General features: G+C 69.8%; 23 protein-coding genes. 9 read left to right on the top strand and 14 right to left on the bottom strand.

Going from position 1 to position 23,281, the window contains the following annotated elements:
- Positions 1-3: 3 nt before the first annotated feature.
- Positions 4-1,278 carry an MFS transporter gene (locus ABD743_RS07200; RefSeq protein ID WP_344720061.1) on the bottom strand — a complete coding sequence of 425 codons (1,275 nt, stop codon included), beginning with the start codon at positions 1,276-1,278 and terminating at the stop codon, positions 4-6.
- A 416-nt stretch (positions 1,279-1,694) separates the two neighbouring features.
- On the opposite strand from ABD743_RS07200, the gene ABD743_RS07195 reads away from it, so the two are divergent.
- On the top strand, positions 1,695-2,621 hold the full coding sequence (locus ABD743_RS07195; protein ID WP_344720059.1) for a LysR family transcriptional regulator: 927 nt from the start codon (positions 1,695-1,697) through the stop codon (positions 2,619-2,621).
- Between the two features lie 474 nt (positions 2,622-3,095).
- Here ABD743_RS07195 and ABD743_RS07190 read toward each other — a convergent pair whose 3' ends face one another.
- Together ABD743_RS07190 and ABD743_RS07185 are read right to left on the bottom strand one after the other, a co-directional pair.
- On the bottom strand, positions 3,096-4,274 hold the full coding sequence (locus ABD743_RS07190) for a serine hydrolase domain-containing protein (protein ID WP_344720058.1): 1,179 nt from the start codon (positions 4,272-4,274) through the stop codon (positions 3,096-3,098).
- A 40-nt stretch (positions 4,275-4,314) separates the two neighbouring features.
- Positions 4,315-4,692: a hypothetical protein gene (locus ABD743_RS07185; protein ID WP_344720056.1), complete on the bottom strand. Its 378-nt coding sequence runs from the start codon at positions 4,690-4,692 to the stop codon at positions 4,315-4,317.
- 223 nt (positions 4,693-4,915) lie between these two features.
- Between ABD743_RS07185 and ABD743_RS07180 the strand changes: the two genes are divergently transcribed.
- On the top strand, positions 4,916-5,536 hold the full coding sequence (locus tag ABD743_RS07180) for a hypothetical protein (RefSeq protein WP_344720054.1): 621 nt from the start codon (positions 4,916-4,918) through the stop codon (positions 5,534-5,536).
- A gap of 12 nt (positions 5,537-5,548) precedes the next feature.
- On the opposite strand, the gene ABD743_RS07175 is transcribed toward ABD743_RS07180, so the two are convergent.
- Positions 5,549-6,379, bottom strand: coding sequence for an MBL fold metallo-hydrolase (locus ABD743_RS07175; RefSeq protein WP_344720052.1), 831 nt, complete (start codon positions 6,377-6,379; stop codon positions 5,549-5,551).
- 98 nt (positions 6,380-6,477) lie between these two features.
- Here ABD743_RS07175 and ABD743_RS07170 point away from each other — a divergent pair, with 98 nt between their 5' ends.
- Complete coding sequence (locus tag ABD743_RS07170) at positions 6,478-7,920, top strand: carboxylesterase/lipase family protein (RefSeq protein WP_344720050.1); 1,443 nt, start codon at positions 6,478-6,480, stop codon at positions 7,918-7,920.
- Between the two features lie 94 nt (positions 7,921-8,014).
- Here the strand turns inward: ABD743_RS07170 and ABD743_RS07165 are convergent, their stop codons facing one another.
- The 3 genes from ABD743_RS07165 to ABD743_RS07155 form a co-directional block, all read right to left on the bottom strand.
- Positions 8,015-8,692 (bottom strand): cysteine hydrolase family protein, encoded by a 678-nt coding sequence (locus ABD743_RS07165; RefSeq protein WP_344720049.1) that lies wholly within the window; start codon positions 8,690-8,692, stop codon positions 8,015-8,017.
- Positions 8,693-8,797: 105 nt separating this feature from the next.
- On the bottom strand, positions 8,798-9,580 hold the full coding sequence (locus ABD743_RS07160) for a class I SAM-dependent methyltransferase (RefSeq protein WP_344720047.1): 783 nt from the start codon (positions 9,578-9,580) through the stop codon (positions 8,798-8,800).
- Positions 9,581-9,605: 25 nt separating this feature from the next.
- Positions 9,606-10,256 (bottom strand): TetR/AcrR family transcriptional regulator, encoded by a 651-nt coding sequence (locus ABD743_RS07155; RefSeq protein ID WP_344720045.1) that lies wholly within the window; start codon positions 10,254-10,256, stop codon positions 9,606-9,608.
- Positions 10,257-10,354: 98 nt separating this feature from the next.
- Here ABD743_RS07155 and ABD743_RS07150 point away from each other — a divergent pair, with 98 nt between their 5' ends.
- The 3 genes from ABD743_RS07150 (at position 10,355) to ABD743_RS07140 (ending at position 13,415) form a co-directional block, all read left to right on the top strand.
- Positions 10,355-11,560, top strand: coding sequence for a cytochrome P450 (locus ABD743_RS07150; RefSeq protein ID WP_344720043.1), 1,206 nt, complete (start codon positions 10,355-10,357; stop codon positions 11,558-11,560).
- Between the two features lie 104 nt (positions 11,561-11,664).
- On the top strand, positions 11,665-12,627 hold the full coding sequence (locus ABD743_RS07145) for an ATP-binding cassette domain-containing protein (protein ID WP_344720041.1): 963 nt from the start codon (positions 11,665-11,667) through the stop codon (positions 12,625-12,627).
- Positions 12,624-13,415, top strand: coding sequence for an ABC transporter permease (locus ABD743_RS07140; protein WP_344720039.1), 792 nt, complete (start codon positions 12,624-12,626; stop codon positions 13,413-13,415). The genes ABD743_RS07145 and ABD743_RS07140 overlap by 4 nt, the downstream gene beginning before the upstream one ends.
- Positions 13,416-13,422: 7 nt before the next feature.
- On the opposite strand, the gene ABD743_RS07135 is transcribed toward ABD743_RS07140, so the two are convergent.
- Complete coding sequence (locus ABD743_RS07135) at positions 13,423-14,343, bottom strand: SDR family NAD(P)-dependent oxidoreductase (RefSeq protein WP_344720037.1); 921 nt, start codon at positions 14,341-14,343, stop codon at positions 13,423-13,425.
- A 109-nt stretch (positions 14,344-14,452) separates the two neighbouring features.
- On the opposite strand from ABD743_RS07135, the gene ABD743_RS07130 reads away from it, so the two are divergent.
- A complete protein-coding gene (locus ABD743_RS07130) occupies positions 14,453-15,319 on the top strand; it encodes a helix-turn-helix domain-containing protein (RefSeq protein WP_344720035.1) in 867 nt (288 codons plus the stop codon).
- A gap of 5 nt (positions 15,320-15,324) precedes the next feature.
- Here ABD743_RS07130 and ABD743_RS07125 read toward each other — a convergent pair whose 3' ends face one another.
- Positions 15,325-18,459 (bottom strand): ATP-binding protein, encoded by a 3,135-nt coding sequence (locus ABD743_RS07125; protein ID WP_344720735.1) that lies wholly within the window; start codon positions 18,457-18,459, stop codon positions 15,325-15,327.
- A gap of 32 nt (positions 18,460-18,491) precedes the next feature.
- Positions 18,492-19,253: a MerR family DNA-binding transcriptional regulator gene (locus ABD743_RS07120; protein ID WP_344720033.1), complete on the bottom strand. Its 762-nt coding sequence runs from the start codon at positions 19,251-19,253 to the stop codon at positions 18,492-18,494.
- Positions 19,254-19,397: 144 nt separating this feature from the next.
- Between ABD743_RS07120 and ABD743_RS07115 the strand changes: the two genes are divergently transcribed.
- Positions 19,398-19,856 carry a DUF6194 family protein gene (locus tag ABD743_RS07115; protein WP_344720031.1) on the top strand — a complete coding sequence of 153 codons (459 nt, stop codon included), beginning with the start codon at positions 19,398-19,400 and terminating at the stop codon, positions 19,854-19,856.
- A gap of 28 nt (positions 19,857-19,884) precedes the next feature.
- On the opposite strand, the gene ABD743_RS07110 is transcribed toward ABD743_RS07115, so the two are convergent.
- Complete coding sequence (locus ABD743_RS07110) at positions 19,885-20,772, bottom strand: AraC family transcriptional regulator (RefSeq protein WP_344720029.1); 888 nt, start codon at positions 20,770-20,772, stop codon at positions 19,885-19,887.
- A 197-nt stretch (positions 20,773-20,969) separates the two neighbouring features.
- Between ABD743_RS07110 and ABD743_RS07105 the strand changes: the two genes are divergently transcribed.
- Entirely contained in the window at positions 20,970-21,728 is a 759-nt protein-coding gene (locus tag ABD743_RS07105; protein WP_344720027.1) for an SDR family NAD(P)-dependent oxidoreductase, read from the top strand.
- Between the two features lie 21 nt (positions 21,729-21,749).
- On the opposite strand, the gene ABD743_RS07100 is transcribed toward ABD743_RS07105, so the two are convergent.
- The 3 genes from ABD743_RS07100 to ABD743_RS07090 all read right to left on the bottom strand — a co-directional run bounded on the left by ABD743_RS07100 (position 21,750) and on the right by ABD743_RS07090 (position 23,222).
- Positions 21,750-22,028, bottom strand: coding sequence for a hypothetical protein (locus ABD743_RS07100; protein ID WP_344720026.1), 279 nt, complete (start codon positions 22,026-22,028; stop codon positions 21,750-21,752).
- Between the two features lie 90 nt (positions 22,029-22,118).
- Positions 22,119-22,760 carry a class F sortase gene (locus tag ABD743_RS07095; protein ID WP_344720025.1) on the bottom strand — a complete coding sequence of 214 codons (642 nt, stop codon included), beginning with the start codon at positions 22,758-22,760 and terminating at the stop codon, positions 22,119-22,121.
- Between the two features lie 3 nt (positions 22,761-22,763).
- On the bottom strand, positions 22,764-23,222 hold the full coding sequence (locus ABD743_RS07090; protein WP_344720023.1) for an excalibur calcium-binding domain-containing protein: 459 nt from the start codon (positions 23,220-23,222) through the stop codon (positions 22,764-22,766).
- Between the last annotated feature and the right edge of the window lie 59 nt (positions 23,223-23,281).

Genomic DNA, 23,281 nt, shown 5'->3' with positions numbered 1-23,281 from the left:
GCCTCACCCGGTCTGCTGCCGTGGCGGCACGATCATCCGGCGGGCGTCCACCAGCACGAGCGCGGCGAGTCCGACGAGCGGGAGCAGCGTGAGCTGCACGAGGCCCGCGCCCTGCCAGCCCATGCCGGCCACGAGGCGCGCGAAGATCAGCCCGGACACGGCGGCGGCCACGTAGTAGGCCAGCATGAACAGACCGGCCCCACGTCCGACGTGCTCGGGTCGCACGGCTCGCTGGAGCGCGGTGGTGCAGTTGGTGAACAGCACGCCGCTGGCGAAGGTGCCCATGAGGAAAGCGAGTACGTACTGGGCGGCCGCTCCCTCCGCCAGCTGGTACGCGGCGAGCGCGGTGAGCGACGAGCCGATGAATCCCACGGCCAGGAGCAGACGCTGGTCGACGCGATCGGCCAGCCAGCCCACCGGCAGCGCCATCATGGCCCCGAAGCCGACCAGCGCCGAGGCGAGGGCGGCCTGCCCCGCTCCGAACTCGAGTTCTTCGCGAAGGAACGTCGGGTACAGCCCCAGGAACCCGTAGAAGACGAGTCCTGACACCGCAGATGCCGCTGCCAGAGCAAGAGCGTTGCGGTTGTAGGGGCTCGCGGGGATGTGGTCGTAGGTGGCGGTGTCGGTGGTGTTGTCCCGGCCGGCCACGGCCTCGCTCATGGCCCGGGGCACCGTGACGAGCAGGACGACGGCCATTGCCAGGCCCACAGCGCCGAAGATGAGGAACGGGCTGCGCCAGCCACCTGCGGCCGTGGCCAGGCTCTGCCCGATGAGCGGGCCGAGGAACACGCCCAGGCCGAAGGCGAGACCGATGAAACCAGCGGCGAAGGCGCGGCGGTGGAAGAAGTAGGCGCCGATGATCGCGTAGATGGCCGTTGCCTGCACGCCTTCTCCGACACCACTCACGAGCCGGTACACGGCCATGTCTGCGAAGCCCGCAGCGAGCGGGATGGCTATGGTGCCCAGCGAGTAGACGACCACGCTGATGACGACGATCATCCTGCGGGAGAGCCGGTCGAGCAGATATCCGGCCGGTAGTCCGGTGAGTGCGAGACCCAGGGTGAAACCGGTGGCCAGCAGCCCGGCCTGGTCGAGCGAGAAGCCGAACTCCTCACGGATCTCCGGCAGCAGCGGGTAGAAGACCTGCCGGTCCATCGCGTTGAGCATGTACGACACGCAGAGTGCCGTGAACCCGATGGCGATCGCCGCCGCGGACGTCCGCGCGCTCGGGCCGGAAGAAGTACTCGTCGCGTGCACGCCACCGGTGGGCCGCTCCATTGAAGCTCCTGGTGTCGGTAGGTGTCCGCTGCGCGGACACTCGTCCGGCGACGAGTCGATGTAGCGTGACCGAGGCGCAGGGCGGCGTCAATAGGTCATTTCGGGCGGCGCGGCTTCCGTCCGGCCGGACGCGGACCAGGTGTCGCCGCGTGATGCGTCGGGCTCACCGGTCTGACCGGTCCGACTGTCCGAGGTCGGCCCGGTAACAGCGGCCAGTGCGAAGCCGGCGAATTCGGTTTCACGGAATTACTGATCCGTGTGACGTTCCCGTGAAGTGCCGGGCTCCGCTGTCCGACCTGGCCGGGTAAAGCGTGGGAAATTATTTCCCGGGGCCTCCGCGGAATCAAGCATCACGTTGATTGGGTCGCCTCGGTTTTCGGCGTCGGCGACTTCGTCGACGCGCTAATATCGCGGAGGTGAATAAGCCATCGACGGCTTCGGGTGCCGGGGTCGAGCTGCGGCTGCTGGCCGCACTCGTCGCTGTCGCCGACGAGTCGAGCGTCAGCGCAGCGGCGGTCCGGCTGCATGTGGCGCAGCCGTCATTGAGCCGGCAACTGCGAACCCTCGAGCGGCGTCTCGGCCTGACCTTGTTCGAGCGGTCGGGTCGGCGGCTGCAGGTCACCGCTGCAGGCGAGCAGGTGGTCACCGCTGCCCGGCGTGCCCTGGCTGCAGCGGACGACGTCGTTCACGCCGCCCATCGCGCAGCGGTCGGGCAGGTCGGGCGCCTGAGGATCGCCGTACTGCCCGGCACCTCACCGATGATGCTGGTGGGCGGACTGGCCGCCTTTCGTCGACGCCACCCGGGGGTGGACACGACCGTCACGGAGTTGCCCGACGACGAACAGCATCGTGGCCTGCGCGAGGGACGTATCGACGTCGCTTTCAACGGGATAGTCGCGCCACCGCAGGATCTGGCGCACCGAGTGCTGATGACCGAACCGCTCTGCCTGGTGGTGCCCAGCGGGCACCGGCTGGCCGGAGCGGATCGGGCGACCATCCGAGACCTGGCCGGTGAGCGGGTGGTGTTCTTCGACCGCTCGGTGCAGCCCATCGGGCATCAATGGCTCACCGAGCAGTTGCGCGCGGCCGGTGTGGCCACGGAACTGCAGTCGGCCACGCTGATGAACATCTTCGCCACGGTGGCCGCGGGACTTGCCGTCTCGGTACTGGTTCGCTCGTACAGCTCACTCCTGCAACCGGCCGGCGTCCGCTTCGTGCCCCTGACCGACGTCAGCGCCGACCTCATCATGCTCTGGCGGCCCGGTCCGGAGTCGGCCGTGGTGCGAGAGTTCCGTGAGGAGATGACGCTCGCCAGTCACGACGTGCTCGCGGCCGGCCTCTGACGACGAGTGCGCGTGGTCAGTGCGACGCCGTTTCCGGCACATCGTCGTCGCACCGATCCGGGTGCGAGCGGACCGATCCCGTCGTACGGCACGACGACGGGTCCTGCTCGTGGCGAGTGCCGTCGAAATCGCACCGAAGCCTGGACCCATCTCGATCGGCGCGAGTGTGGCTGTCGCGGTCGGCCACGTCGGCAGAGTGGTGCGACCGGCTCGTGGCAGTGGGATCACAGTCCCCCGTCTGTGTGCGGTGTGACCGCAATGCTCCCGGTGCGGTGACCAGGAGCACCACCACTACCGCAATCAAAGCAAAGGCAAACATTCGCACGCCTGCTCGGCCCCCCTCGTTTTGCTCAGCCTACTGGGGCGGACGCCGAGGATTTATTGTGGTCGAAACCGGTCGACGGCACACTATCGGTGTCGATCAGGTCGAGTCGGAAATGGCGCCGCGGCGGGCCGTGAATTCACCGGGATGGGTCATATGCCCTTCATGGCGGTGCGGACCGCGTCGACCAGGAGTGCGGCCCGGAGGTCCGGTGCGCCTTCGTTGATGTGGTTCATCACGTAGCCGAAGGCGAGTCCGGTTGCGGGGTCGGCGAAGCCGAGCGAACCGCCGATGCCGGGAAATCCGAAAGCGCTCGGGCTGTACCAGAACGTGTCGGGTGTGGGGAGTCCGAGACCGGTGCCGATCCGGACGGGTATGCGCAGGATCCGGTCGATGCCGCTCGCCTGTTGTGCGGTTGCCGCAGCCAGCACGTCGGGTTCGAGGATGCGGTGTCCGTCGACCTCGCCGATGAGTGCGGCGTAGAAGCGAGCAAGGGCACGGGCCGTGCAGATGCCATTGGTCGAGGGCATCTCGGCCCGCTGTTCGTCGGGGTTGTTGTGATCGAGTGCAGGTGTGACGGCTCTGAGCGAGCGGACGGTCAGCGACGTCGGGTCGGCGTAGGCCGCCATCACGTCCCGCACAGCCTCGGGGAGGGCGTCCAGATCGATCCGGGACAGCGCCTCGAAGTCGGGCACGGACGCGATGATCCGGCTCACCCGATGCTGCTCGGACGTCGGCAGCCCGATCCAGAGGTCGAGCCCGAGCGGCGCGGCGATCTCCTCGGCGAGGAAGGTGCCCAGGCTGCGGCCCGACACGCGCCGGACGACCTCGCCGACGAGCCATCCGAAGGTGAGCCCGTGATAGCCGTGCTCGGTGCCCGGCTCCCAGAACGGGCGCTGGGCGGCCAGCGCCGTCACCATCGGCTCCCAGGCGATCGCCTCGGCAGGTGAGATCGGGTGGTCGATCGCGGGCAGCCCGGCCTGGTGGGTGAGCAGCCAGCGCACCGGAATGCGGCCCTTCCCGTTCGCGGCGAACTCGGGCCAGTACTGGGCGACCGGCGCGTCGAGATCCAGTTCTCCGCGCTGCGCCAGCAGGAGCGCGCACGTGGCCGTGACGGCCTTGGTGGTCGAGTAGACGACCTGCAGGGTGTCCCTTTCCCACATACGGTCCTGCTCGGGATCGGCGATGCCGCCCCACAGATCGACGACCTTCCGGCCGTGCAGGTACATGGCGACCGCCGCGCCCACCTCATCGTCTCGCTTCAGGTTTTCTGCGAACGCCTCGCGCACGATCTCGAAACCTGCTGTCGTGCCGCCGCCGATTTCAGGCATGCGTCATCGCCTCTCCTTTCATATGTTTTCTGGGAAAGCTCTAGCTACGCCAATGGTCGACGAGCCAGGCGCAGACGTCGGCCTCGGTCATCTCGGGGAACTCTTCGGCGAACGTGTCGAGCGCCCGCAACGCCTCGTCCCTCGTCAGGCCATGGGCCACTGCTTCTCTGAGGTAATCCTGACGTGAGGCGGGCGGGCGGCCGCCGCCCGCACCGCGGCCGGGTAGGCCTTCGCGCCACTGCACTATCTCGTCCAATCTCGGAGGTCGCCAGCCAGGCGCCCCGTCAATGTCGACATCGGGCTCGGGGAATGGGTGACTCGAATCGCTCGGATAGCGCGAGCGCCACTTGTGCACCGCGTGCCGGCTCACTCCCAGCGCTTCGGCGATGCCGATGACGCCGAGGTAGTGCTCGGTCATGGTGCACCCAACTTTTCCGGCCGGCCTCCTGTGTCGATCTGATGAGTACCACGCTCGTGGCTGAGGACTCGCAGTGGTGGACGAAGAAAACATCGTCTTCGGTCGAGACGAGGTTAACGGAGGAGGGGGAACATCGTCAACGAGAGAGACGATGTTCTGTGAGTACGCGAGCCGCTCGGCGATCACGCCCGGCCCGAGGCGCTCTGTCAGCCACCCTGGTCGCATGAACGACTGGACCGAATGGCACGGCGCCTACGACGACCCGGACAGTCCGCTGTCACAGCGACTTCTCGCCGTGCAGCAGCAGATCCGGCTCGCGCTCGATCGGACGTCACCCGGGCAGGTCCGCCTCCTGTCGCTCTGCGCCGGGCAGGGCCGCGACGTACTGCCGGTTCTGGCGTCACACCCCCGCGGCGCCGACGTCACCGGTCGCCTGGTCGAGCTCGACCCGGACCTCTGCGCCGCGGCTCGCACGGCAGCGCCGGCGTCCGTCGAGGTGGTCGAGGGCGACGCAGGCACCACCGCGGCGTGCCGCGGAGCGGTGCCGGCGGACGTGCTGCTGCTGTGCGGGATCTTCGGCAACATCTCCGACGAGGACATCGCGCGAACGATCGCCGCTGTGCCGGCCCTTCTCGTGGCCGGCGGGACGGTCGTGTGGACGCGCAGCACCCGCGAGCCGGACGTGACCCCACGGCTGCGCTCGTGGTTCTCCGACGCCGGGGTGGCCGAGACGGCGTTCGTTGCCGCGCCGAAGCCCGGATGGGCCGTGGGGGCCGGCGTGCTCAGGGAGGCGTCCGTCCCCCTCGAGCGCGACCGCCGCCTGTTCAGCTTCGTCGAGGCGTAGTCGCGCCGGCGGTCAGGCCGTCTCTGCCGAGAGCTGCAGGTATGCGCGCTCGACGGCCTCCAGTGCGAACCTGCCGAAGTACGGCACGTCCCGCGCGACGTCGACGGCAGGCCTGCCCGTCGCGTATCCGTCTTTCGCGATCTCGGCGAGCCGGGCCAGCTCGTCGCGCTGGCCTTCGACGAAAGCCCGGTCGACCACGGCGCCGTGCCCGGGCACCACCGCGCCGCTGATCAAGGACAACACCGCGTCCATGGTGGCCGGCCAGTCCAGTGGGAACCCGTCGCCGAACTGCGGTGGCGCACCCTGCTCCACCAGGTCACCGGCGAGCAGCAGGTCCGCGTCGGGCACGAGCACGACGAGGTCGTTGTCGGAGTGGCCGCGTCCGAGGTGGCGCAGCCCCACCGGGCGACCGCCGACGTCCAGAGTTGCCGTGTCGTCCACCGGCAGGTCCGGCGGGTCGATACGGGTAGCGGTGAGCTGCGCAACCTTCTCCGCATCGCCTGCGGCCCGGTAGCGCTCGACGAGCCGGAGGCGCATCGCCTCACCACCGTCGGTCAGGGCTTCCACGCAGCGGCGGTGTCCCCAGATGCTCGCGGGTCGGAAGGCCGCGTTGCCGAAGCTGTGGTCGAAATGCACATGGGTGTTGACCACCACCCAGGGGTGCGGGGTGACGGTGCGGACCGCGTCGGTCAGCTCGCGACCCTGCTCCAGGGTCGCCCGCGTGTCGACCACGAGGCACTCGCCGTCGCCGACCACCAGGCCGACATTGAGATCCATGTCGTGGTGGCGTCGCACGTACACGCGGTCGCCGACTTCGCGCCACCTCTCGGTCGCGCCGGTCATCTGGCATTCACGGGCGCACAGTATCCGGAGTGGATGTTCGGATCCGTAACCCTGTGCGGGGTCTGTCGGAGCCGATCATCCAGGACGACACTGCGGTCATGGATCGCGTAGTGATGACGTCGGCGGGCAAGGTTCGTGGACGGGCGGCAGACGGTGTGTCGCGCTTCCTCGGTATTCCGTACGCGGCGGCCCCGCTCGGGCCCTACCGGTTTGCCCCGCCCGCCCCGGCGCCTGCCTGGGACGGCATCCGCGACGCGCTGGAGCACGGCCCGACGGTGCCGGGGCCCGGCTACGCGCCGCCGATGGACCAGATCCTCCCGGCAGTGGTCGTGCCGGGTGAGGAGTGGCTGAACGTCAACGTCTGGGCGCCGGAGAACGCGGAGGGCGCCCCGGTGATGGTGTGGATCCACGGCGGCGCCTTCGTCAACGGTTCGAACTCGCAGCCGACCTACGACGGCACGGCCTTCGCCCGCGACGGCGTGGTGCTGGTGGGCGTGAACTACCGGCTCGGGGCCGAGGGCTTCCTGCTGCTTCCCGGCGGCACGGCCAACGTCGGCCTGCTCGACCAGGTAGCGGCGCTGCGCTGGGTGCAGGACAACATCGCCGCGTTCGGTGGCGACCCCGGCAACGTCACCGTGTTCGGCGAGTCGGCGGGCGCGATGAGCATCGCGGCTCTGCTGGCGATGCCCGCGGCCACGGGGTTGTTCCGGCGGGCCGTTCTGCAGAGCGGCGGGCGCCACCCGGTCCTCTCGGCGGCGACCGCCGTGCGTATCGCGGGCCATGTGGCGGACGAGGTCGGCGTGCCCGTCGAGGGGCTCCGGGAGGTGCCTCCGCAGCGGTTGGTGAAGGCGCAGCAGGAGCTCGCCGTCCAGATGCAGTCGGCGCCCGACCCCGACCGGTGGGGCGAGGCCGCCGTGAACGGGCTGATCTACGAGCCCGTGGTGGACGGCGACGTCCTGCCCGACGTGCCGACGAGCCGCATCGCCGACGGCGTCGAGCTGCTCGTGGGGTCCACAAGGGACGAGTACCGGCTGTTCATCGTGCCGTCCGGTCTGATGGATGGTGCCACCGAGGTGACGCTGCAGGCCGTCGCGGCGAAGTACGGGTTGCCGGTCGGCGCGCTCGACGCGTACCGGGCGGTCCGACCGGGCGCGTCGCCCGGTGTGCTGCTCGCCGACGTCGTGACGGACTGGTTGTTCCGCATCCCGATGCTGCGGATCGCCGAGGCGCACGAGCGCACGTACGTCTACGAGTTCGACTGGGCGTCGGCGGCGTTCGACGGCAAGCTCGGTGCCTGCCACGCGCTCGAGCTGGGGTTCGTCTTCGACAACCTGAGCAGGACGACTGGTCTGACGGGCCAGGAACCGCCGCAGGAGCTGGCCGACGCGATGCACAGGACGTGGGTGTCGTTCGCGACGAGCGGTGATCCGGGGTGGGAGCCCTACGGGCAGGAGCGCAGTGTCCGGCGTTTCGGCACGACGGTCGAGACGGTGCGCGACCCCCGTGGCGACACTCGCACGGTGTGGGAGGGAATCCGCTGACGCCAGGGCGAGCCGCGCGACCGCACACATCAGTTGGACTCCGCGCACATGTCCTGACGTGTGCGCGGAGGCCACGAGGTGTGCGCGGCCGGCCTCACGCGTGAGTCGACTCGCTCCAGTACGCGGGATTGCGGCCGTAGTCAGGTGTGGTGAACGCGCGTTCCCACGTCGCACCGGGGGCGATGAGCTCCTTCCACGGCGCGATCTCGATGTAGAGGACGCGCATGGAATTGAGGGCTGCGACGTGGAGGTCGGGGCCGTCCGTGGAGACCGCATCGTCCGGGACGGCGACCTCGAAGTTGTGGCTGAGCGCCGCACGGGCCGTCGCCTCGACGCAGACGTTGGTCTGGAGACCGGCCACGATCAGGCGGGTCACGGCGAGGTTGTGCAGTAGCGGTTCGAGCTCGGTGTAGTCGAAGAAGCTGGCCCGGCTCTTGTCCAGCACCACGTCGTCGGGGCGGGGTGCGACGGCGTCCATGATCTGCCGGGTCCAGGCCTGTTGGGCCGGCGAGAGCTCAGGTATGCGGTGAGCGCGATGTCGGAGCAAGCGGGCGAAGCGCGGGTTGTTCCCGAGGGGACCGGCCGCACTGCCGACTGCGCGGGAGTAGATGATCGGAAGCCCCTGCTCACGGGCGTTGGCAAGCAGACCGGCGCAGGCGGCGACCGTCTCCTCCAGCCGCCAGATCGGTGGCCAGCCCAACGCATCACGCATGCCGTCCTCGGCGATGTACGAGTTCTGCATGTCGATCATCAGTACGGCGGTCTGATCCATCGGACGTCCTTCCCGCGGCGGACCGGGGAGCCGGCAACCCTTCACGTCCATGGTGCAGGTCGAGGCTGCCGCGCCGCATGATTCACGTGAAACATTGCGTCCGCGTCAGCCGGGGCGCCGCTGCGCCACGACGAGCAGCGCGTCCAGCTGGTCGAGCTGATCGGCACCGGCGGCCTCGGCGAGTAGGCCGTTGGCCACCACCTCGCCGAGCTCGGACCGCAGGTCGGCGGCGTGCTCGTTCCAGAGCGTGTAGAGCCGCCCGAAGTGCTCGTGATGAAAGGCGTTGATCATCCGCGTCTCCATCGTGAAGCCGGCATCGTCGAGGTGCCGCTCCCACGTGCCTGCGGATCCCGGCGCCTGTGCCCGGCTCTGTGCGGCCGTGAAGACGAGACGTCCGCCCACCCGCAGGATGCGGTGGATCTCGCGCAGTGCGGCGTCGAGGTCCGGGGCGAACGGCAGCGCGTCGACGCTCACCACGGCGTCGGCCGTGGCGGGCTCCAGCCCGGTGGAGCTGAACTCGGCCACACGGAACGAGGCCCGGTCGTCGGCGAGGAACTGCGGTGCCCGCGACCTCGCCAGCTCGATCGCGACCGGGCTGATGTCGATGCCGACCAGGCGGGCGGACAGCGCTCTGGCCAGCCACAGGCCCGGGCCGCCGCGGCCACATCCGAGATCCACCACCGTGCCGCCCGGTCTCAACCGGAGACCGGCGACGAACTGCCCGAGCAGCCACCAGCAGCACGAGCTGAAGGGGTCGACCTCCTCCGGGTACTGCCCGCCCATCGCCTCGGCCCAGAGTTTCCGCACGAGGCGGCTGTCGTGCAGCGCCCGGAACGCCTGGTCGTACCCGTCCGTCCCCGTGGCCGGTGTCGTCGATGTGTCGCTCATCACCGGAGGCTCCCACGTCGCGGCACTAGGTGAGCAGGCCGCTGAGCATCCGCCGGAGGATCTCCGGGAATGGGTCCTCGGTGGGCGGCGAGGGGAACTCCAACGCTGCGAGGTGCGGATGCTTCCCCTCCGCGGCCACGTGCGCGACATATCGGCGCGCGCCGGCGAAGCGGTCGGTCGGTGACCGCTCGTTCTGGGCGACCGACGCGACCACGGCGTTGAGCATCGCGAAGGCGATGAGCTTGTCGCCGTCGCTGACCGGGCGATCGGCGAGCACGGCGAGGACGTGCTCGATCACCTCGATCGCGTTGGGGCCGACGACCGGGTGGCTGATGGCCAGGTCGGCCATCCAGGGGTGCCGGCGGTAGATCTCCCGTGCCTGCAGGCCGACCTCGACGAGATCGCCGAGCCAGTCGCCGCTCGGTGCGCTGAGCTCGTACTCCCCGGAGACGTGGTCGGCCATGAGATCGATCAGGTCGTCCCGGGTGTCGACGTAGCGGTAGAGCGAACCCGCGCCGGTGCCGATCTCGGCCGCGACCTGGCGCATGGACACCGCGTCGAGGCCGGCGCGGTCGGCGAGCCGGACGGCTGCCTCGGTGATCTCGGCCCTGCTGCGCTGCGCCGGACGTCCCACGCCGGACTTCTCGGGGCGCAGCCAGATCACCTCCGACTCCATCGCACCTCCTCTGTCGATCGTTTGCGAACACCGTACTCGATCGGATACGTTTGCGAACGATGTTAGCAAACATCGATCGCAAACTTGAGGAGCAGCTCATGACCACTCCGGCCACTCACCTTCCCGGTGACCTGGCACCCGACCTCACCGACGACACGGTCGTGTTCGACTGGCTGGCCACGATGCGCGAGGAGCACCCCGTCTGGGCCGATCGGTACGGCGTGTTCCACGTCTTCCGGCATGACGACGTGCTGGCAGCTCTGCGGGACACGGCGACCTTCTCCTCCGAGATGACCCGGGCCGTCGAGGGGGCGGCCCCCACGCCGGGGATGCTCACCCAGATCGACCCTCCCCAGCACCACGCGCTCCGGAAGGTCATGAGCTCGGCGTTCACCCCGCGCTCGATCGCCGCGCTCGAACCGCGCATCCAGGAGATCACCCGCAGCCTCCTCGACAGGACCGGCGAGCGGTTCGACCTCGTCGACGCCCTCGCCTTTCCGCTGCCCGTCACCGTCATCGCCGAGCTGCTCGGCCTGCCGCCTGCCGATCACGCCCGGTTCCGGGAGTGGACCGACCAGCTGTTCGATGTGCAGTTGGGCGACCCCCGTGACCCGGAGATCGGAGTGCGCCTCGCCGAGGTGTTCGCGCCGGTGGACGCCTACTTCCGCGACCAGGTCCGGCATCGCCTCGTCGACCCGGGCGACGATCTGATCTCCCGCCTCGTCACCGCCGAGGTCGACGGCCGCGCCCTCGACGAGACCGAGGCATCGAACTTCGCGCTCAGCCTGTTGCTGGCCGGGCACATCACCACCACGACCCTGCTCGGAAGCATCGTCCGGACGTTCAGCGAGCACCCGCACCTGTGGGACGACCTGCGCGCCGCTCCCGAGCGCGTGCCCGACGCGATCGAGGAGGTGCTGCGGCTGCGCCCACCGTTCGCCCAGCTGCCGCGGATCACCACCGTCGACACCCGGCTCGCCGGTCGCACCATCCCGGCCGGTGCCACGGTCACCCTCTGGGTCCTCTCCGCCAACCACGACCCCAGCGCCCACGACGATCCCGAGCGCTTCGATCTCGACCGCGGCATCCGGGGACCGAACCAACTCTCCTTCGGCCACGGGGTCCACTTCTGCATCGGCGCGCCGCTGGCCCGGCTCGAAGCCCGGGCCGCCGTCCACGGGCTACTCGGCCGCTTCCAGCGGCTGGTCGTCGAGCTGGACCCTGGCCGACCGCACGGAGGCCTGCAGCCGTTCGGGCAGATCGCCTACGGGACCCGGCGTCTCCCGGTGCTCGCCGTGTCGTGAGGGGCGAAAGTCGCTGAAACCGGAGTGAAACCGCCGTGAATGCGGTGGGCCGCACGCTCCTCGTGGTCGTGGCAGCCAGCGCCACAGGACAACGCGAGGAAGCAATGACACCCACATCGTTCCCGGCCGCGATCGCGGCCACGGGACTACGCAAATCGTTCGGCGACAAGCTCGTGCTCGACGGCATCGACGTGCACGTTCCGGCGGGGACGATCTTCTCGCTGCTCGGCCCGAACGGTGCAGGGAAGACCACCACCGTCCAGATCCTCTCGACGCTCGTCACCGCCGACGCCGGGGAGATCCGCATCGCGGGTCACGATCTCGCCCGCGATCCCGACGCCGTGCGCGCCGCGATCGGCGTGACCGGGCAGTTCTCCGCAGTGGACAACCTCCTCACCGGCGAGGAGAACCTCCTCCTGATGGCCGACCTGCACCATCTGGAACGGCGGGAGGGCCGGCGCCGCAGCCGGGAGCTGCTGGAGCGGTTCGACCTGACAGAGGCGGCCGGGCAGGCGCCTGCCACCTACTCCGGAGGCATGCGGCGCAAGCTCGACCTGGCGATGACGCTGGTCGGCGATCCGCGAGTGATCTTCCTCGACGAGCCGACCACCGGCCTCGACCCGCGTACCCGCCGCACGATGTGGGAGATCATCCGTGAGCTCGTCGCCGGCGGTGTGACGATCTTCCTGACCACCCAGTACCTCGAAGAGGCCGACCAGCTCGCCGACCGGATCGCGCTCCTCGACAACGGACGGCTGGTGGCCGAGGGCACCCCTGCCGAGCTCAAGCGGATGGTGCCCGGCGGACACGTCAGCCTGCGGTTCACCGACCCCGCGCGGCTCGCAGCGGCCGCCCTGGTGTTTCCCGGCTCCACTCGTGACGACGACGCCTTCACCCTGCAGGTCGCGAGCGACGGCGGCGTCCGCTCGCTGCGTGCCCTGCTCGACCACCTCGACAGGGCGGGCGTCGAGGCGGACGAGCTGACCGTGCACACCCCCGATCTCGACGACGTCTTCCTGTCCCTCACCGGCCGTCCGGCCGAGCAGCAGAAGGAGCTGGCCCGATGACCACCATGTCCTACGCAGTCCGTGACTCACGGACGATGCTGCGGCGCAACGTCCGGCGGATGGTCCGCTACCCGTCGCTGACGCTGATGCTCGTCGGTATGCCCGTCGTCTTCCTGCTGCTGTTCGTCTACGTCTTCGGCGGGACGCTCGGTGCGGGGCTCGGGGGCCCGACGGGCGGCCGGGCCGACTACATCGCCTACGTCGTGCCCGGGATCATCGTGATGACCGTGGCCGCGGCGGCCCAGGGCACCGCGATCTCGGTGGCGATGGACATGACCGAGGGCATCATCGCCCGGTTCCGCACGATGGCGATCTCGAAGGCGTCGGTCCTCACCGGTCACGTGGTCGGCAGCATGATCCAGACGCTGTTCGCCATGGTGGTGGTGATCGCGATCGCGCTCCTCGTCGGATTCCGCCCGACCGCAGGTCTGCTCGGATGGCTCGGGGTGGCCGGTCTGCTGGTGCTGTTCACGCTCGCGCTCACCTGGCTCTCGGTGACGCTGGGCCTGGGCGCGAAGAGCGTCGAGACGGCGAGCAACACACCCATGTTCCTGGTGCTCCTGCCCTTCCTGGGCAGCGGTTTCGTCCCGACCGACTCGATGCCGGTGGTGCTGCGCTGGTTCGCCGAGTACCAGCCGTTCACCCCGGTCATCGAGACCCTGCGCGGCCTGCTGATGGGAACCGCGATCGGCAACAGCGGGGTGCTCGCGATCGGCTGGTGCGTCGTGATCGGCCTGTTCAGCTACCTGCGGGCACGGCGGCTCTTCAACCGTGAACAGGTCAGGTAGGGCGAGGTCAGGACACCATCTCCGTTGCGACCGTCCACAGTCGCTCGGCGTTGGCCGGATCCAGGGCGAAGGGAGCGACCCCGCCACTCAACCCGGCGGGTCGCTCCTCGAGCACCGGAGCCTCGTTGCAGTCCTCGAAATAGCGTCCACCCACCCCGGAAAGGAGTGGCGATGCGGCCAGCAACACCGAGGTCGCCGCTCCCTGGGCGGGGTTCTTGCGGCGCTCGGGCGGGGTCCGCAGTCCGCCTGTGTGCTTCTGGAGGTTGGTGGCGATGGCGCCGGGATGCAGGGCGTTGGCCCGGATGCCGTCACCGGACCATCGCCGGTCTGCCTCGACCGCCAGCAGCACGTCGGCCGTCTTCGACTCTCCGTACGCCCCGATGGGGTCGTAGAAGCGGAAGCGATGGTCGAGATCGTCGAAGATCACCGGGTAGGCCATGTGGGCGCTCGAGCTGAGCGAGACGATGCGGGCGCCCCCGGCCCGTGCGAGTGCGTCGCGCAGCCCGACGGTCAGGGCGAAGTGCCCGAGGAAGTTGACGGCGAACTGCATCTCCCGGCCCTGCGGGGAGCGGGTGAGCTCCGGCAGCGCCATGATTCCGGCGTTGTTGACGAGCATGTGCAGCGGTCCGTGCCAGCTGTCGACGAACTCACGGACCGAGCCGAGATCGGCGAGATCGAGACGGGCGACGTCGACGTCGGCGTTACCCGTCGCCTCGGAGATCCGGGCGGCGGTCTCCTTCCCCGCACCGACGTTGCGCACGCCCAGCACGACCGCGGCACCGGCCCGGGCGAGCGCGAGAGAGGTCTCGATGCCGACGCCCGAGGTGGCACCGGTGACCACGGCACGGGTGCCGGACAGGTCCACGCCGGCCAACACCTCGCCGGCGGTCGAGGCGAATCCGAAGGTGGTCCGAAACAGTGTGGTCATGGCGTCGGACGATGGACCCGAACCCTCCGCGACGGTGAGTCCCTCAGGCCACTAGTACCAGCAGGAACAGGACGCGGCGCTCAATGGCTTCTAGCCTGGCGGTGTGGTGATGAGCAGCAAACTCGGTGAGTACCTGCGGGTACGCCGTGAGCGGCTGCGCCCGGACGAGGTAGGGCTGCCCGTGGGGGCCCGCCGGCGGGTTCCCGGTCTGCGACGGGAAGAGGTGGCGCTGCTCGCCGGGATCAGCGCCGAGTACTACCTGCGCCTCGAGCAGGGCCGGGACCGCCACCCGTCCGAGCAGGTCCTCGACGGTCTCGCCCGCGCACTGCAGCTCGACGCCGACGCGGAGACCTACCTGCACGAACTCGCCAGCTCCGGGCGGACACGCCGGCGTAGACCTCCCCGGCCGGAGCGGGTCAGCCCGAGCGTCCAGAGCTTGATCGACAACTGGACCACCACCCCGGCGCTCGTCCAGGGTCGTCTCATGACGGTGCTGGCCGCCAACGCGATGGCCGTGGCGCTCTCCCCGTTCTTCGCGCCGGGTGTCAACCCGCTGCGTGCGGCGTTCCTCGAACCGGAGATGCGCGAGTTCTATCGCGACTGGGACGAGATGACCGCCAAGACCGTCGCATACCTGCGGTCGATCGTCGGGGCCGGTGTCGACGACCCGAGGCTCGCCGAGCTGATCGGCGAACTCAGCCTGAGCAGCGAACGATTCCGGATGCTGTGGGCTCGCCAGGACGTCCGCCTCAGGACGAGCGGGGTCACCGGACTCCTGCATCCTCAGGTCGGCCCGCTCGATCTCCACTACGAGAAGCTCGCGCTGCCGAGCGCGCCCGACCAGATGCTGATCACGTACCACGCGGAGCCGGGGTCCCCGTCCTACGAACGGCTCCAGCTGCTTGCGCACCTGATGAAGCCGCCGTCAGCCCGCACACGGGTTGCGACCGCAACGCCGGTTCCCGACGAGCGGTAGCGAGATCAGGGCCGTTCCGCCAGCACGCGGAGGGCGGTGGCCTGCAGTTCGTCGCGATCCAGCCCCGCGAACGCCGCCACCGCATCGGCGTACCCCGCCGCGTCGGCCTGCTCGGCCGCGGTGCGGGCTCGAACGGAGGACATCGTCGGCTGGAAGGTGCGGACGAAGTGGAACCGTTCCGCGAGAGCGACCAACCGCACCCCGGACGCCGTGGCGTCGCGGTCGCCGCTCCGCCTGCCGCGGTCGATGTCCACCATGCCCAGGGCGAGCAGGAGCGCTCCGTGGACTGCAAGTTCCACGTAGTACGTCGGCTGCGGATCGGTGCGGTGGGCGAGCATCGTCGTGAGCGTTCGCGGCAGCTCGGCGGTGATCTCCTCGACGAGATCGAGCCTGCCGTGCTGGGCATGGGCGACGACGGTGGTGGCGAGGATCTCGGCCAGCCACGGTCCCAGTCCGATCGGCTCGCCCCCGGCCTCCCGCAGTCGCTCGACCGTGCAGCGCCAGAGCTCCAGGCCGGCGTCGACCTCGCCTCGCATGAGCAGAATCTCCGCGTGCGTTGCGAGGTCCTCCCGGAAGGGCGGGGCCGCCTCTTCCGTCATGTCGGAGCTCGCCTCCTTCCACGAGCGCTCCGCCTCGTCGACGTCCCCGAGCTGCAGGTCCGCGATCACCCGGGACCACCGGATACCGTCCTCGAACAGTCCCAGCTCCTCCAGGAGCTTGGCCTCCTCCAGGTGGTGGCGGACCTCGGGTGCGCGCTCCTCCTGCATGAGCAGCTCGCACAGCCGGGCGTGAGCCATTGCCCGCAGCCACGGGGTCGCCGGACCATCGAAGGCGACGAGCATCCCTTCGGCGGCCGCGATGGCACCGGGCCGATCGCCCTCGTGGTCGCGGAGGTAGGCGGCGACGCCGCTTGCGATACCGGCGAGACACGGCTCGGGATCCGCGCAGAATGCATCGAGCACCGTGTGGTCCGCCAGCTGCCGGGCCTGCAGCAACAACGCCGCGACGGCACGCGCCGGCGTGTCCGGTCGGGCGGGCGGAAGCCGGCGCAGGACGACCAGCGGGCGTACCGCGCGAAGTCCCTCCATCATGAACGTGCCCGCGGCGGAGATCGCCGCGGCGGTCCGCGTGACCTCGACGAGCTCGGGCGCCGGATGGAAGTGCGACAGAATCCAGCTGGTCTCCTCGGTCAGCGCCGTCAGCCGACCGTGGTTCGACTCGACGAGCCACAGCACGGCCAGCACGGCCGCGGCAGCGGCGACGGTGGCGCCGTCGTCGCGGGCCAGCCCGAGCCGTATCGCCTGCAGCAGGTTGTCCTGCTCCGTGCGGATCCGGGCCGCCGCGCCGATGGGGTCGGCTCCGAACGGCGATTCGTGCTGGGCAACGCCGAAGTCGCAGGCCCAGGCAAGGAACCTGGTGACCGCGTGAGCGTCCTCATCGGCCTCCTCGCGGCGGGCCGCGCTGAACTCACGCACCGTCTCGAGCATCCGGAAACGCGTGCCCATGGCCGTGTCCACGACCTTGAGCAGAGATTGCTCCACCAGGTCTTCCAGGACGGTGAGGGCGTCGTCGTCGTCCAGGAGATGCTGCGCGGCCTCGGCGCCGAATCCGTCGGGGAAGATCGACAGGGTCCGCATCGCGGCCTGAGCTGCGGGATCGAGGAGGTTCCAGCTCCAGCCGACCACGGCGTGCAGGGTGCGGTGCCGTTGCGGTGCGTCCCTGGGGCCGCCACGCAGCAACGCGAAGCGGTCCTCGAGCCGCCCGGCGATCTGCGCGACCGACAGCACCCGCACCCGGGCCGCGGCGAGCTCAACGGCGAGCGGCAGCCCGTCGAGGTGCCGGCACAGCTCCGTCACGGCCTCGGCAGGCAGGTCGACGCCGGGCCGCGCGGCCCGTGCGCGGCGACGGAACAGCTCGACCGTCGTCGGCAGGTCCAGCTCCGGCAGCGCGTACACCGATTCCGACGAGAGGCCGAGCGGCGCGCGGCTCGTGGTGAGGACGCGCAGCTCGCCGGTCATCGCCACCAACGTCTGCACGAGCTCCGCGGCTCCGTCGAGGACGTGCTCGCAGTTGTCCAGTACCAGCAGCGTGGGGCCGGTCCCGAGCGACGTGAGCAGGCTGCTGAGGAGGTCAGGGTGGAGGGCGTGATAGCCGAGTGCGCGCCGCCGGGTCTCGTCGGCCTCGAGTGCCGATGCGACCTCGGCCGCGACGTCGTCGTCCGACGTGACACCGGCGAGCCCGACGACGTGCACGACTCGCTGCTCCGCCCGCCGGCTCACGACGTTCGCGAGCCTGGTCTTGCCCAGTCCGCCCGGCCCGACGATCGACGTGACCCGGGACGTGCGGATCAGGGCCTGCACCGCGGTGACGTCGTCGTCACGGCCGAGCAGCGGGTTGGGTTCGTGGACGACACCGCGGCGGACCTGGGGTGCCGCGCCCTGCAGGAGCTGGTCGTACAGCGCTTGCAGCGGCGCCCCGGGATCGCTGCCGAGCTCGTCGCGCAGCCCGCGGCGGTAGGCGTCGTACCTGGTCAGAGCGGCCGACGGACCCGCCGTCGCCGCTTCGCAGCGCAGCAGCTCGAGCAGCACCTCCTCGTCACGCGGCTGCTCCCGCAGGAGACCGGTCAGGCCGTCGAGCGCCTCGGCGTGGCGACCCAGCCGGGAGAGTGCCAGTGCACGGGTCCGCGCCAGCGACCGGTGAGCCGGGATGAGTTCCGTGCGCAGGGCCGACACCGGGTCGGCCGGCACACCGTCGCCTGCGCCGTCCCACAGGCCGAGCCCCGCCTGCGCCTCTGCGAGTGCCGTGGCGTGGTCGCCGTCGCGGGAGTGCTGGGCGGACGCCGCCGCGTGGAGCCGGACGGCCGAAGCGTCGACCTGCTCCTCACCGAGGGAGAGCCGGTAGCCGGTGGGCGTGCTGAGGATGACCTCCGTACCCAGCTGCGCACGGGCGCGGGAGACGAGTACCTGGAGCGCCTTGGTCGGGTTCTCGGGCTGCTCCTCGGGCCAGAGTCCGTTCACGAGACGGGAGGTGCTGGAGCCCGTGCGCAGATCGTCGGCGAGCAGCGCGATCAGGGCTCGGATCCGCGGGCTGCTGATCTCCTGACCGCGGAACGCCACCCGCGACAGAAGGATCAGCTCCATGGTCACCGGCACAGGTTAGAGGCCGGACCGGGTCATTGCGGCGGCCCGGTGAGTCGCTGTGCGTCGCCGCTCTCGTGGTCGAGATAGGCCAACAGCGCGGCCGAGCCCTGCAGGCGTCTCCTGCTGGCCTGCTGGATCTCCTTGTCGCGGCGGGCGAGTTCGGCCAGCGCGCGGGTGGTGCTGCCGGTGGCCCGCATCGTCTCGACGACGGGGTGCACGATCGCGAAGGGGACGTTGCCGCGGCGCAGGACCGCGATGAGGTGCGCCGTGCGCTGCTCTGCCGGCTCGAAGATCCGGTAGCCGGTGGCCTTGTCGCGGATGGGATACAGCAGGCCGCGCTGCTCCCACAGCCGGAGCACGGGCGGGCGCACCCCGATGGCGCGGGCGAGCTGTCCGATGAGCGCGTTCCGGCGCGACGACGGCGGCGGATCGGCGGTCGCCGCGGCGGCGAACGCCTCGGCGGCCGCCGCGATGCCGGCCCGCTCCCGCGTGAGATCGGCGTGCCCGGCATCGACGGCAGCAAGCGCGCCAGCGACGTCACCTTCGTGAACCGCGTTCATGATGATGCGGGCTCGCTCCCAACCGTGGCCCGCCGCGACCTGCCGAACCGCCACGAGTGCCTCGGCGTGCCGCGCGGTGAAGATCCGGTAGCCGCTCGCGGTGCGCTCCACGGGTGGCAGGAGACCGGTGTCGATGTAGTTGCGCACCTGCTGGGGCGAGACTCCCGCCATCCGGGCCAGCTCCACCAGACGCCACCGGCCCTCCGGTTCTCCCGCTGATCGAGCGCTGACCACGCGGTGAGCATATGGGCTGTCCTCGCAGTTGAGGGTTTTCCGCGTAGCGCAGTGCACTGTCCTGTGGTTTTCGTGGCGAAGTCTCAATAAGCAATTGAATGAGAGAATTGAAGCTGTACCGGTTGGACGTTGAAAGGATTCCGAGTGGACGCCGATGCGATGGCCGCGTATGTCGTGGACGGCTTCGAGGGTGTGGTCGAGGTCCGGGCATCCGGAGACTCGTTCTTCATGTACGACCCGCGCGACCAGCCGGACGACCGGCGCTTCCCGTTCGCCACGATCGTCACGGGCGATCGGTACGACCAGGTCTCCGAACTCGACCGGCCGTCGGCGTACCGGCTGAACATCGGACTGCCGAAGGCCGAGTACGTGGCGCGCTTCGGTGCTCCGCCCTCCCGCCGCGACGGTGCGGGCCCTCTCGAGCAGTCGTTCGACTACACCGCGATGGACCAGGTGATGCCGCATCCCGTCTACGGGGCGCAGTACTGGGTATGTGTGTTGAACCCTGGGGAGCACACGCTGGGCCTCGTGCAGGAACTGCTCACCGTCGCCCACGCTTTCGCGGTGCGTAAGCACGAGAATCGCCACTCCCACGCGGAATGACCTCCGCTCGACCTCATGTGGTCCGGTTTCAGATCGAGGTGCGCAGGCGCGTGGCGTCGTGGCTCGGCGGCGTGCCGAAGCGGCGACGGTATTCGCGGCTGAACTGTGAGGGGCTGTCGTATCCGACGGTGTAGGCGACGCCGGCGATGTCGTCGGGACGTACGACGAGGAGCAGGCGGGCTTCGTGCAGGCGGATCTGCTTCTGGAACTGGATCGGGCTCATCGAGGTGACCGCATGGAAGCTGCGATGGAAGGCCGACGAGCTCATTTGTGACAGGCGGGCGAGGTCGTCGACACGGATCGTCTCGGCGTAGTGGTCCCGAATCCAGCGGACGGCCCGGTTGACGTGGGTGAGGCTGCTGTCGGCGAGGCCGAGCTGGCGGACGGTGGCACCTTGTTCTCCGGTGATCAGCAGCCAGAGGATCTCGCGTTCGATCATCGGGGCGAGCATGGGCAGGTCACGGGGTCGATCGAGCAGCCGCAACATGCGCACGGCGGCATCGATGAGCTCGAACGACGCGTTGCTGACCGCGATACCCGGCGGGGCCGCGGCAGCGCGGTGGCCGCGTGGCAACTGACCCGCGGCAGGGTCCAGGAGCAGCTCCGCGATGACGGACGGGCGCAGCGTGAGCCCGAATCCGAGTGCGGGTTCCGTGGGGCTGGCCTCGGTGAACTGGCCGGTGACCGGAAGGTCGACGGAGGCTACGAGATACTGCCCCGCGCGGTAGTCGAGGACCCGATCGCCGAGCACAAGGCGCTTCGCTCCCTGTGCGATGAGCGCCAGCACGGTGCCGGACGTGGAGGCGGTCGGCGCGGCAGGCTCCTCCGCCACCGACACGAGCACGCCGTCGATCGCCGTGGTCTCGTCCTCGCGCGCGTGCCGGGTGATGAGCGCGCGCAACTCGTCCAGGAGCATGGGTCGATCCAAGCACCGACCCGTGGCAACGCCCAGCCTGCTTCTGGCGACAAAAGCAGGATTGTGCAAGAGCCCGGGAGGATTGCCCTACAGCTTTCCGCGCCTGCGCTGCTTCGCTTGACGAGCAGCGCCGCTGCGATCGAGACCCCGGAAATCCGGGCCGAAGGCGGCGCATCCATCAAGCGGAGAGGCACATCATGTCCATCGCAATCGTCACCGGCGCCAGCTCAGGCATCGGGCAGGGCGCGGCCATACAGCTGGCCAAGCGTGGCTTCGGCGTCATCCTCACCTACGGCAGGAACAAGGAAGGCGGCCTGGAGACCGTGGCCGAGATCGAGAAGCTCGGCGGCACGGCCGTCGCGCTCCCGCTGGACGTCGGCGAGAGCCACAGCTTTCCGATGTTCAAGGACGCCGTGACAGAGGCTCTCGCCGAGACCTGGGGTGCCAGGACCTTCACCTCACTGGTGAACAACGCCGGCTTCGGGCAGATGTGCATGTTCGAGGACACGACCGAGGAACTGTTCGACGCCTTCATGCGCGTCAGCCTCAAAGGTCCGTACTTCCTCACCCAGGCGCTTCTTCCGCTGCTGGAGGACAACGGCGCCATCGTCAACACGACGAGCACCAGCGCGCTCGTCACCGGCGTCGAGCCCGGGTATTCGGCCTATGCGTCGATGAAGGGCGGTCTCACGGTGCTCACCCGGTACATGGCCAAGGAGTTCAGCACCCGCGGCATCCGCGTCAACTCGGTCGCGCCCGGCCCGACGCGCACCCGCCTCGCCGATGACGCGTTCACGAAGTACCCCGAGGTGATCCCGCAGCTCGCTGCGCAGACCGCGCTCGGTCGCGTCGGCGATGCCGAAGACGTCGGCATGGTCATCGCCATGCTGCTCTCGGAGGAGGGCCGCTGGATCACCGGTCAGGACATCGCGGTGTCCGGCGGCCACAACCTCTAGCCCCTGCCGAACTACCCAGATCTACGACTTGGGAGCGGCATCGAGCGCGTCACATGCGGCTTCGGCGCGAGCAATTGCTGCTTCCACGCCTTTCAGCGCCGCCTGCAGCTCCTTGTAATGGCTCGCGTGCGACTTGTGCTTTTCCAGCAACTTGCCGAGCTGATCAAAACGCCACGTAACGAGTTCCTTGAACGCCTTTTGGGCGTCCGCTACCTGGGATCTCGCCTGTTTGAGACTCCGCCGTGCGCGGGCTGAGGCCTTGCGGGTCTCCCGCTGGATGGTCTCCTCGTCAACAGCCACAGCATTCCCCCCGTGCTCGAACCGGAATGACCCTGTTGATCACTACCGAGCGGCGCGGCCGGGACGCTGATACATCCGCGTCCCGGACGGTCAGGCCGAGCTCACGAGGGCCGCGTAGACGACGATGTTGTCGCGGTAGCTGCGGGCCTCGCGGTCGAGGTCGCCGCCGCAGGTGATCAGGCGCAGTTCGGCGCCCGGCACGTCGCCGTACACCTCCTGGGCGGGGAAGCGGTCCTTCGGGTACTGCGCGACCCGCTGCACCTCGAACGTCGCGCTCGACCCGTCGGCCCTGTCGACGATCACGTCGTCGCCGGGTTCGAGCCGGTGGAGGTCGAAGAAGACGCCCTTCTCGTGGTTCCAGTCGACGTGAGCGGCGAGAACGGCGGGTCCGCGTTCACCCGGGCTCGGGGATTGCGTGTACCAGCCGACCGTGGTGCCGTCGGCGGGAACCTCCATCGTCCTGTCGGCCTGCAGACCGAGGTCGATCAGGCCGCCGGCGTCGACGTCGATCGCCGGGATGCGCAGCCGGTCGGGGTGCGATGCGGCGAGCACGGGTCTCACGGAACCCGGCGCCGCTGCGGCCGCATCCACGGTCGCGCCGGGCGCGGGCGACGGGGCGGGATCCGGATCGACGGTGCCGCCGCAGCCGGCCAGCAGGAGGAGTGTCAGCGCCACCATCCCCGCCAGTCGGCGCGCGGCCCGGCGGGGGTGATGGTGCGTGCGGTCGGGCATGCGTCAGCGGGACCGGTGCGCGCGCAGGCCGGTGGCCGCCGCGGCCGTGGCGACCGTGACCAGACCGGCGAGGGCGATCAGGGCCGCGCCGTCGACCGGCTCTCCGACTGTCGAGCCGTCGCCGGTGTCGACACCACCCTCGGGCACGACACGCACCTGATTGACGGTGGTGTCGACGGGGGCCTCCTCGGCGTCGTCGTCGCTGGGGGCGGGAGCAGCGGTGGTGGTCGGCGCTGCGCTGGTGGTCGGCTCGCCGAACTCGCTCTCGCAGGCGATGCCGTCGTCGTCGGAGTCGAGGCGCTCGGGGTCGCCGGGCTGGGAGTCCAACGCCTCCTGGGCCTCGGCCTGGCTGGCGAAGTCAGGGCAGTCGCGATCGCCCTGCTGCGCATTGGCGATGCCGGCAAAGGGGAGCGTGGCGCCCGCCGCGAGGACAGCGGCGACAGCGACGTTGCGAAAACGCATGGAGTTGGGCCCCAAACTGGGTAGAAGGGAAGGTCGGCGCGCGATTCGGGGTCGCGCGG

The sequence above is a fragment of the Pseudonocardia yunnanensis genome, from assembly GCF_039534065.1.
Lineage (GTDB): Bacteria > Actinomycetota > Actinomycetes > Mycobacteriales > Pseudonocardiaceae > Pseudonocardia > Pseudonocardia yunnanensis.
Note: the sequence above shows the minus strand (reverse complement) of the source record. Positions and strands in the feature narration are given on the sequence as shown.

Bases quoted from the DNA above. Each gene is read 5' to 3' on its own strand.
- ABD743_RS07200 (WP_344720061.1), bottom strand. From the start codon at position 1,278: ATGGAGCGGCCCACCGGTGGCGTGCACGCGACGAGTACTTCTTCCGGC.
- ABD743_RS07190 (WP_344720058.1), bottom strand. From the start codon at position 4,274: ATGCCTGAAATCGGCGGCGGCACGACAGCAGGTTTCGAGATCGTGCGC.
- ABD743_RS07185 (WP_344720056.1), bottom strand. From the start codon at position 4,692: ATGACCGAGCACTACCTCGGCGTCATCGGCATCGCCGAAGCGCTGGGA.
- ABD743_RS07180 (WP_344720054.1), top strand. From the start codon at position 4,916: ATGAACGACTGGACCGAATGGCACGGCGCCTACGACGACCCGGACAGT.
- ABD743_RS07175 (WP_344720052.1), bottom strand. From the start codon at position 6,379: ATGACCGGCGCGACCGAGAGGTGGCGCGAAGTCGGCGACCGCGTGTAC.
- ABD743_RS07170 (WP_344720050.1), top strand. From the start codon at position 6,478: ATGGATCGCGTAGTGATGACGTCGGCGGGCAAGGTTCGTGGACGGGCG.
- ABD743_RS07165 (WP_344720049.1), bottom strand. From the start codon at position 8,692: ATGGATCAGACCGCCGTACTGATGATCGACATGCAGAACTCGTACATC.
- ABD743_RS07160 (WP_344720047.1), bottom strand. From the start codon at position 9,580: ATGAGCGACACATCGACGACACCGGCCACGGGGACGGACGGGTACGAC.
- ABD743_RS07155 (WP_344720045.1), bottom strand. From the start codon at position 10,256: ATGGAGTCGGAGGTGATCTGGCTGCGCCCCGAGAAGTCCGGCGTGGGA.
- ABD743_RS07150 (WP_344720043.1), top strand. From the start codon at position 10,355: ATGACCACTCCGGCCACTCACCTTCCCGGTGACCTGGCACCCGACCTC.
- ABD743_RS07145 (WP_344720041.1), top strand. From the start codon at position 11,665: ATGACACCCACATCGTTCCCGGCCGCGATCGCGGCCACGGGACTACGC.
- ABD743_RS07140 (WP_344720039.1), top strand. From the start codon at position 12,624: ATGACCACCATGTCCTACGCAGTCCGTGACTCACGGACGATGCTGCGG.
- ABD743_RS07135 (WP_344720037.1), bottom strand. From the start codon at position 14,343: ATGACCACACTGTTTCGGACCACCTTCGGATTCGCCTCGACCGCCGGC.
- ABD743_RS07130 (WP_344720035.1), top strand. From the start codon at position 14,453: ATGAGCAGCAAACTCGGTGAGTACCTGCGGGTACGCCGTGAGCGGCTG.
- ABD743_RS07125 (WP_344720735.1), bottom strand. From the start codon at position 18,459: ATGGAGCTGATCCTTCTGTCGCGGGTGGCGTTCCGCGGTCAGGAGATC.
- ABD743_RS07110 (WP_344720029.1), bottom strand. From the start codon at position 20,772: ATGCTCCTGGACGAGTTGCGCGCGCTCATCACCCGGCACGCGCGCGAG.
- ABD743_RS07105 (WP_344720027.1), top strand. From the start codon at position 20,970: ATGTCCATCGCAATCGTCACCGGCGCCAGCTCAGGCATCGGGCAGGGC.
- ABD743_RS07095 (WP_344720025.1), bottom strand. From the start codon at position 22,760: ATGCCCGACCGCACGCACCATCACCCCCGCCGGGCCGCGCGCCGACTG.
- ABD743_RS07090 (WP_344720023.1), bottom strand. From the start codon at position 23,222: ATGCGTTTTCGCAACGTCGCTGTCGCCGCTGTCCTCGCGGCGGGCGCC.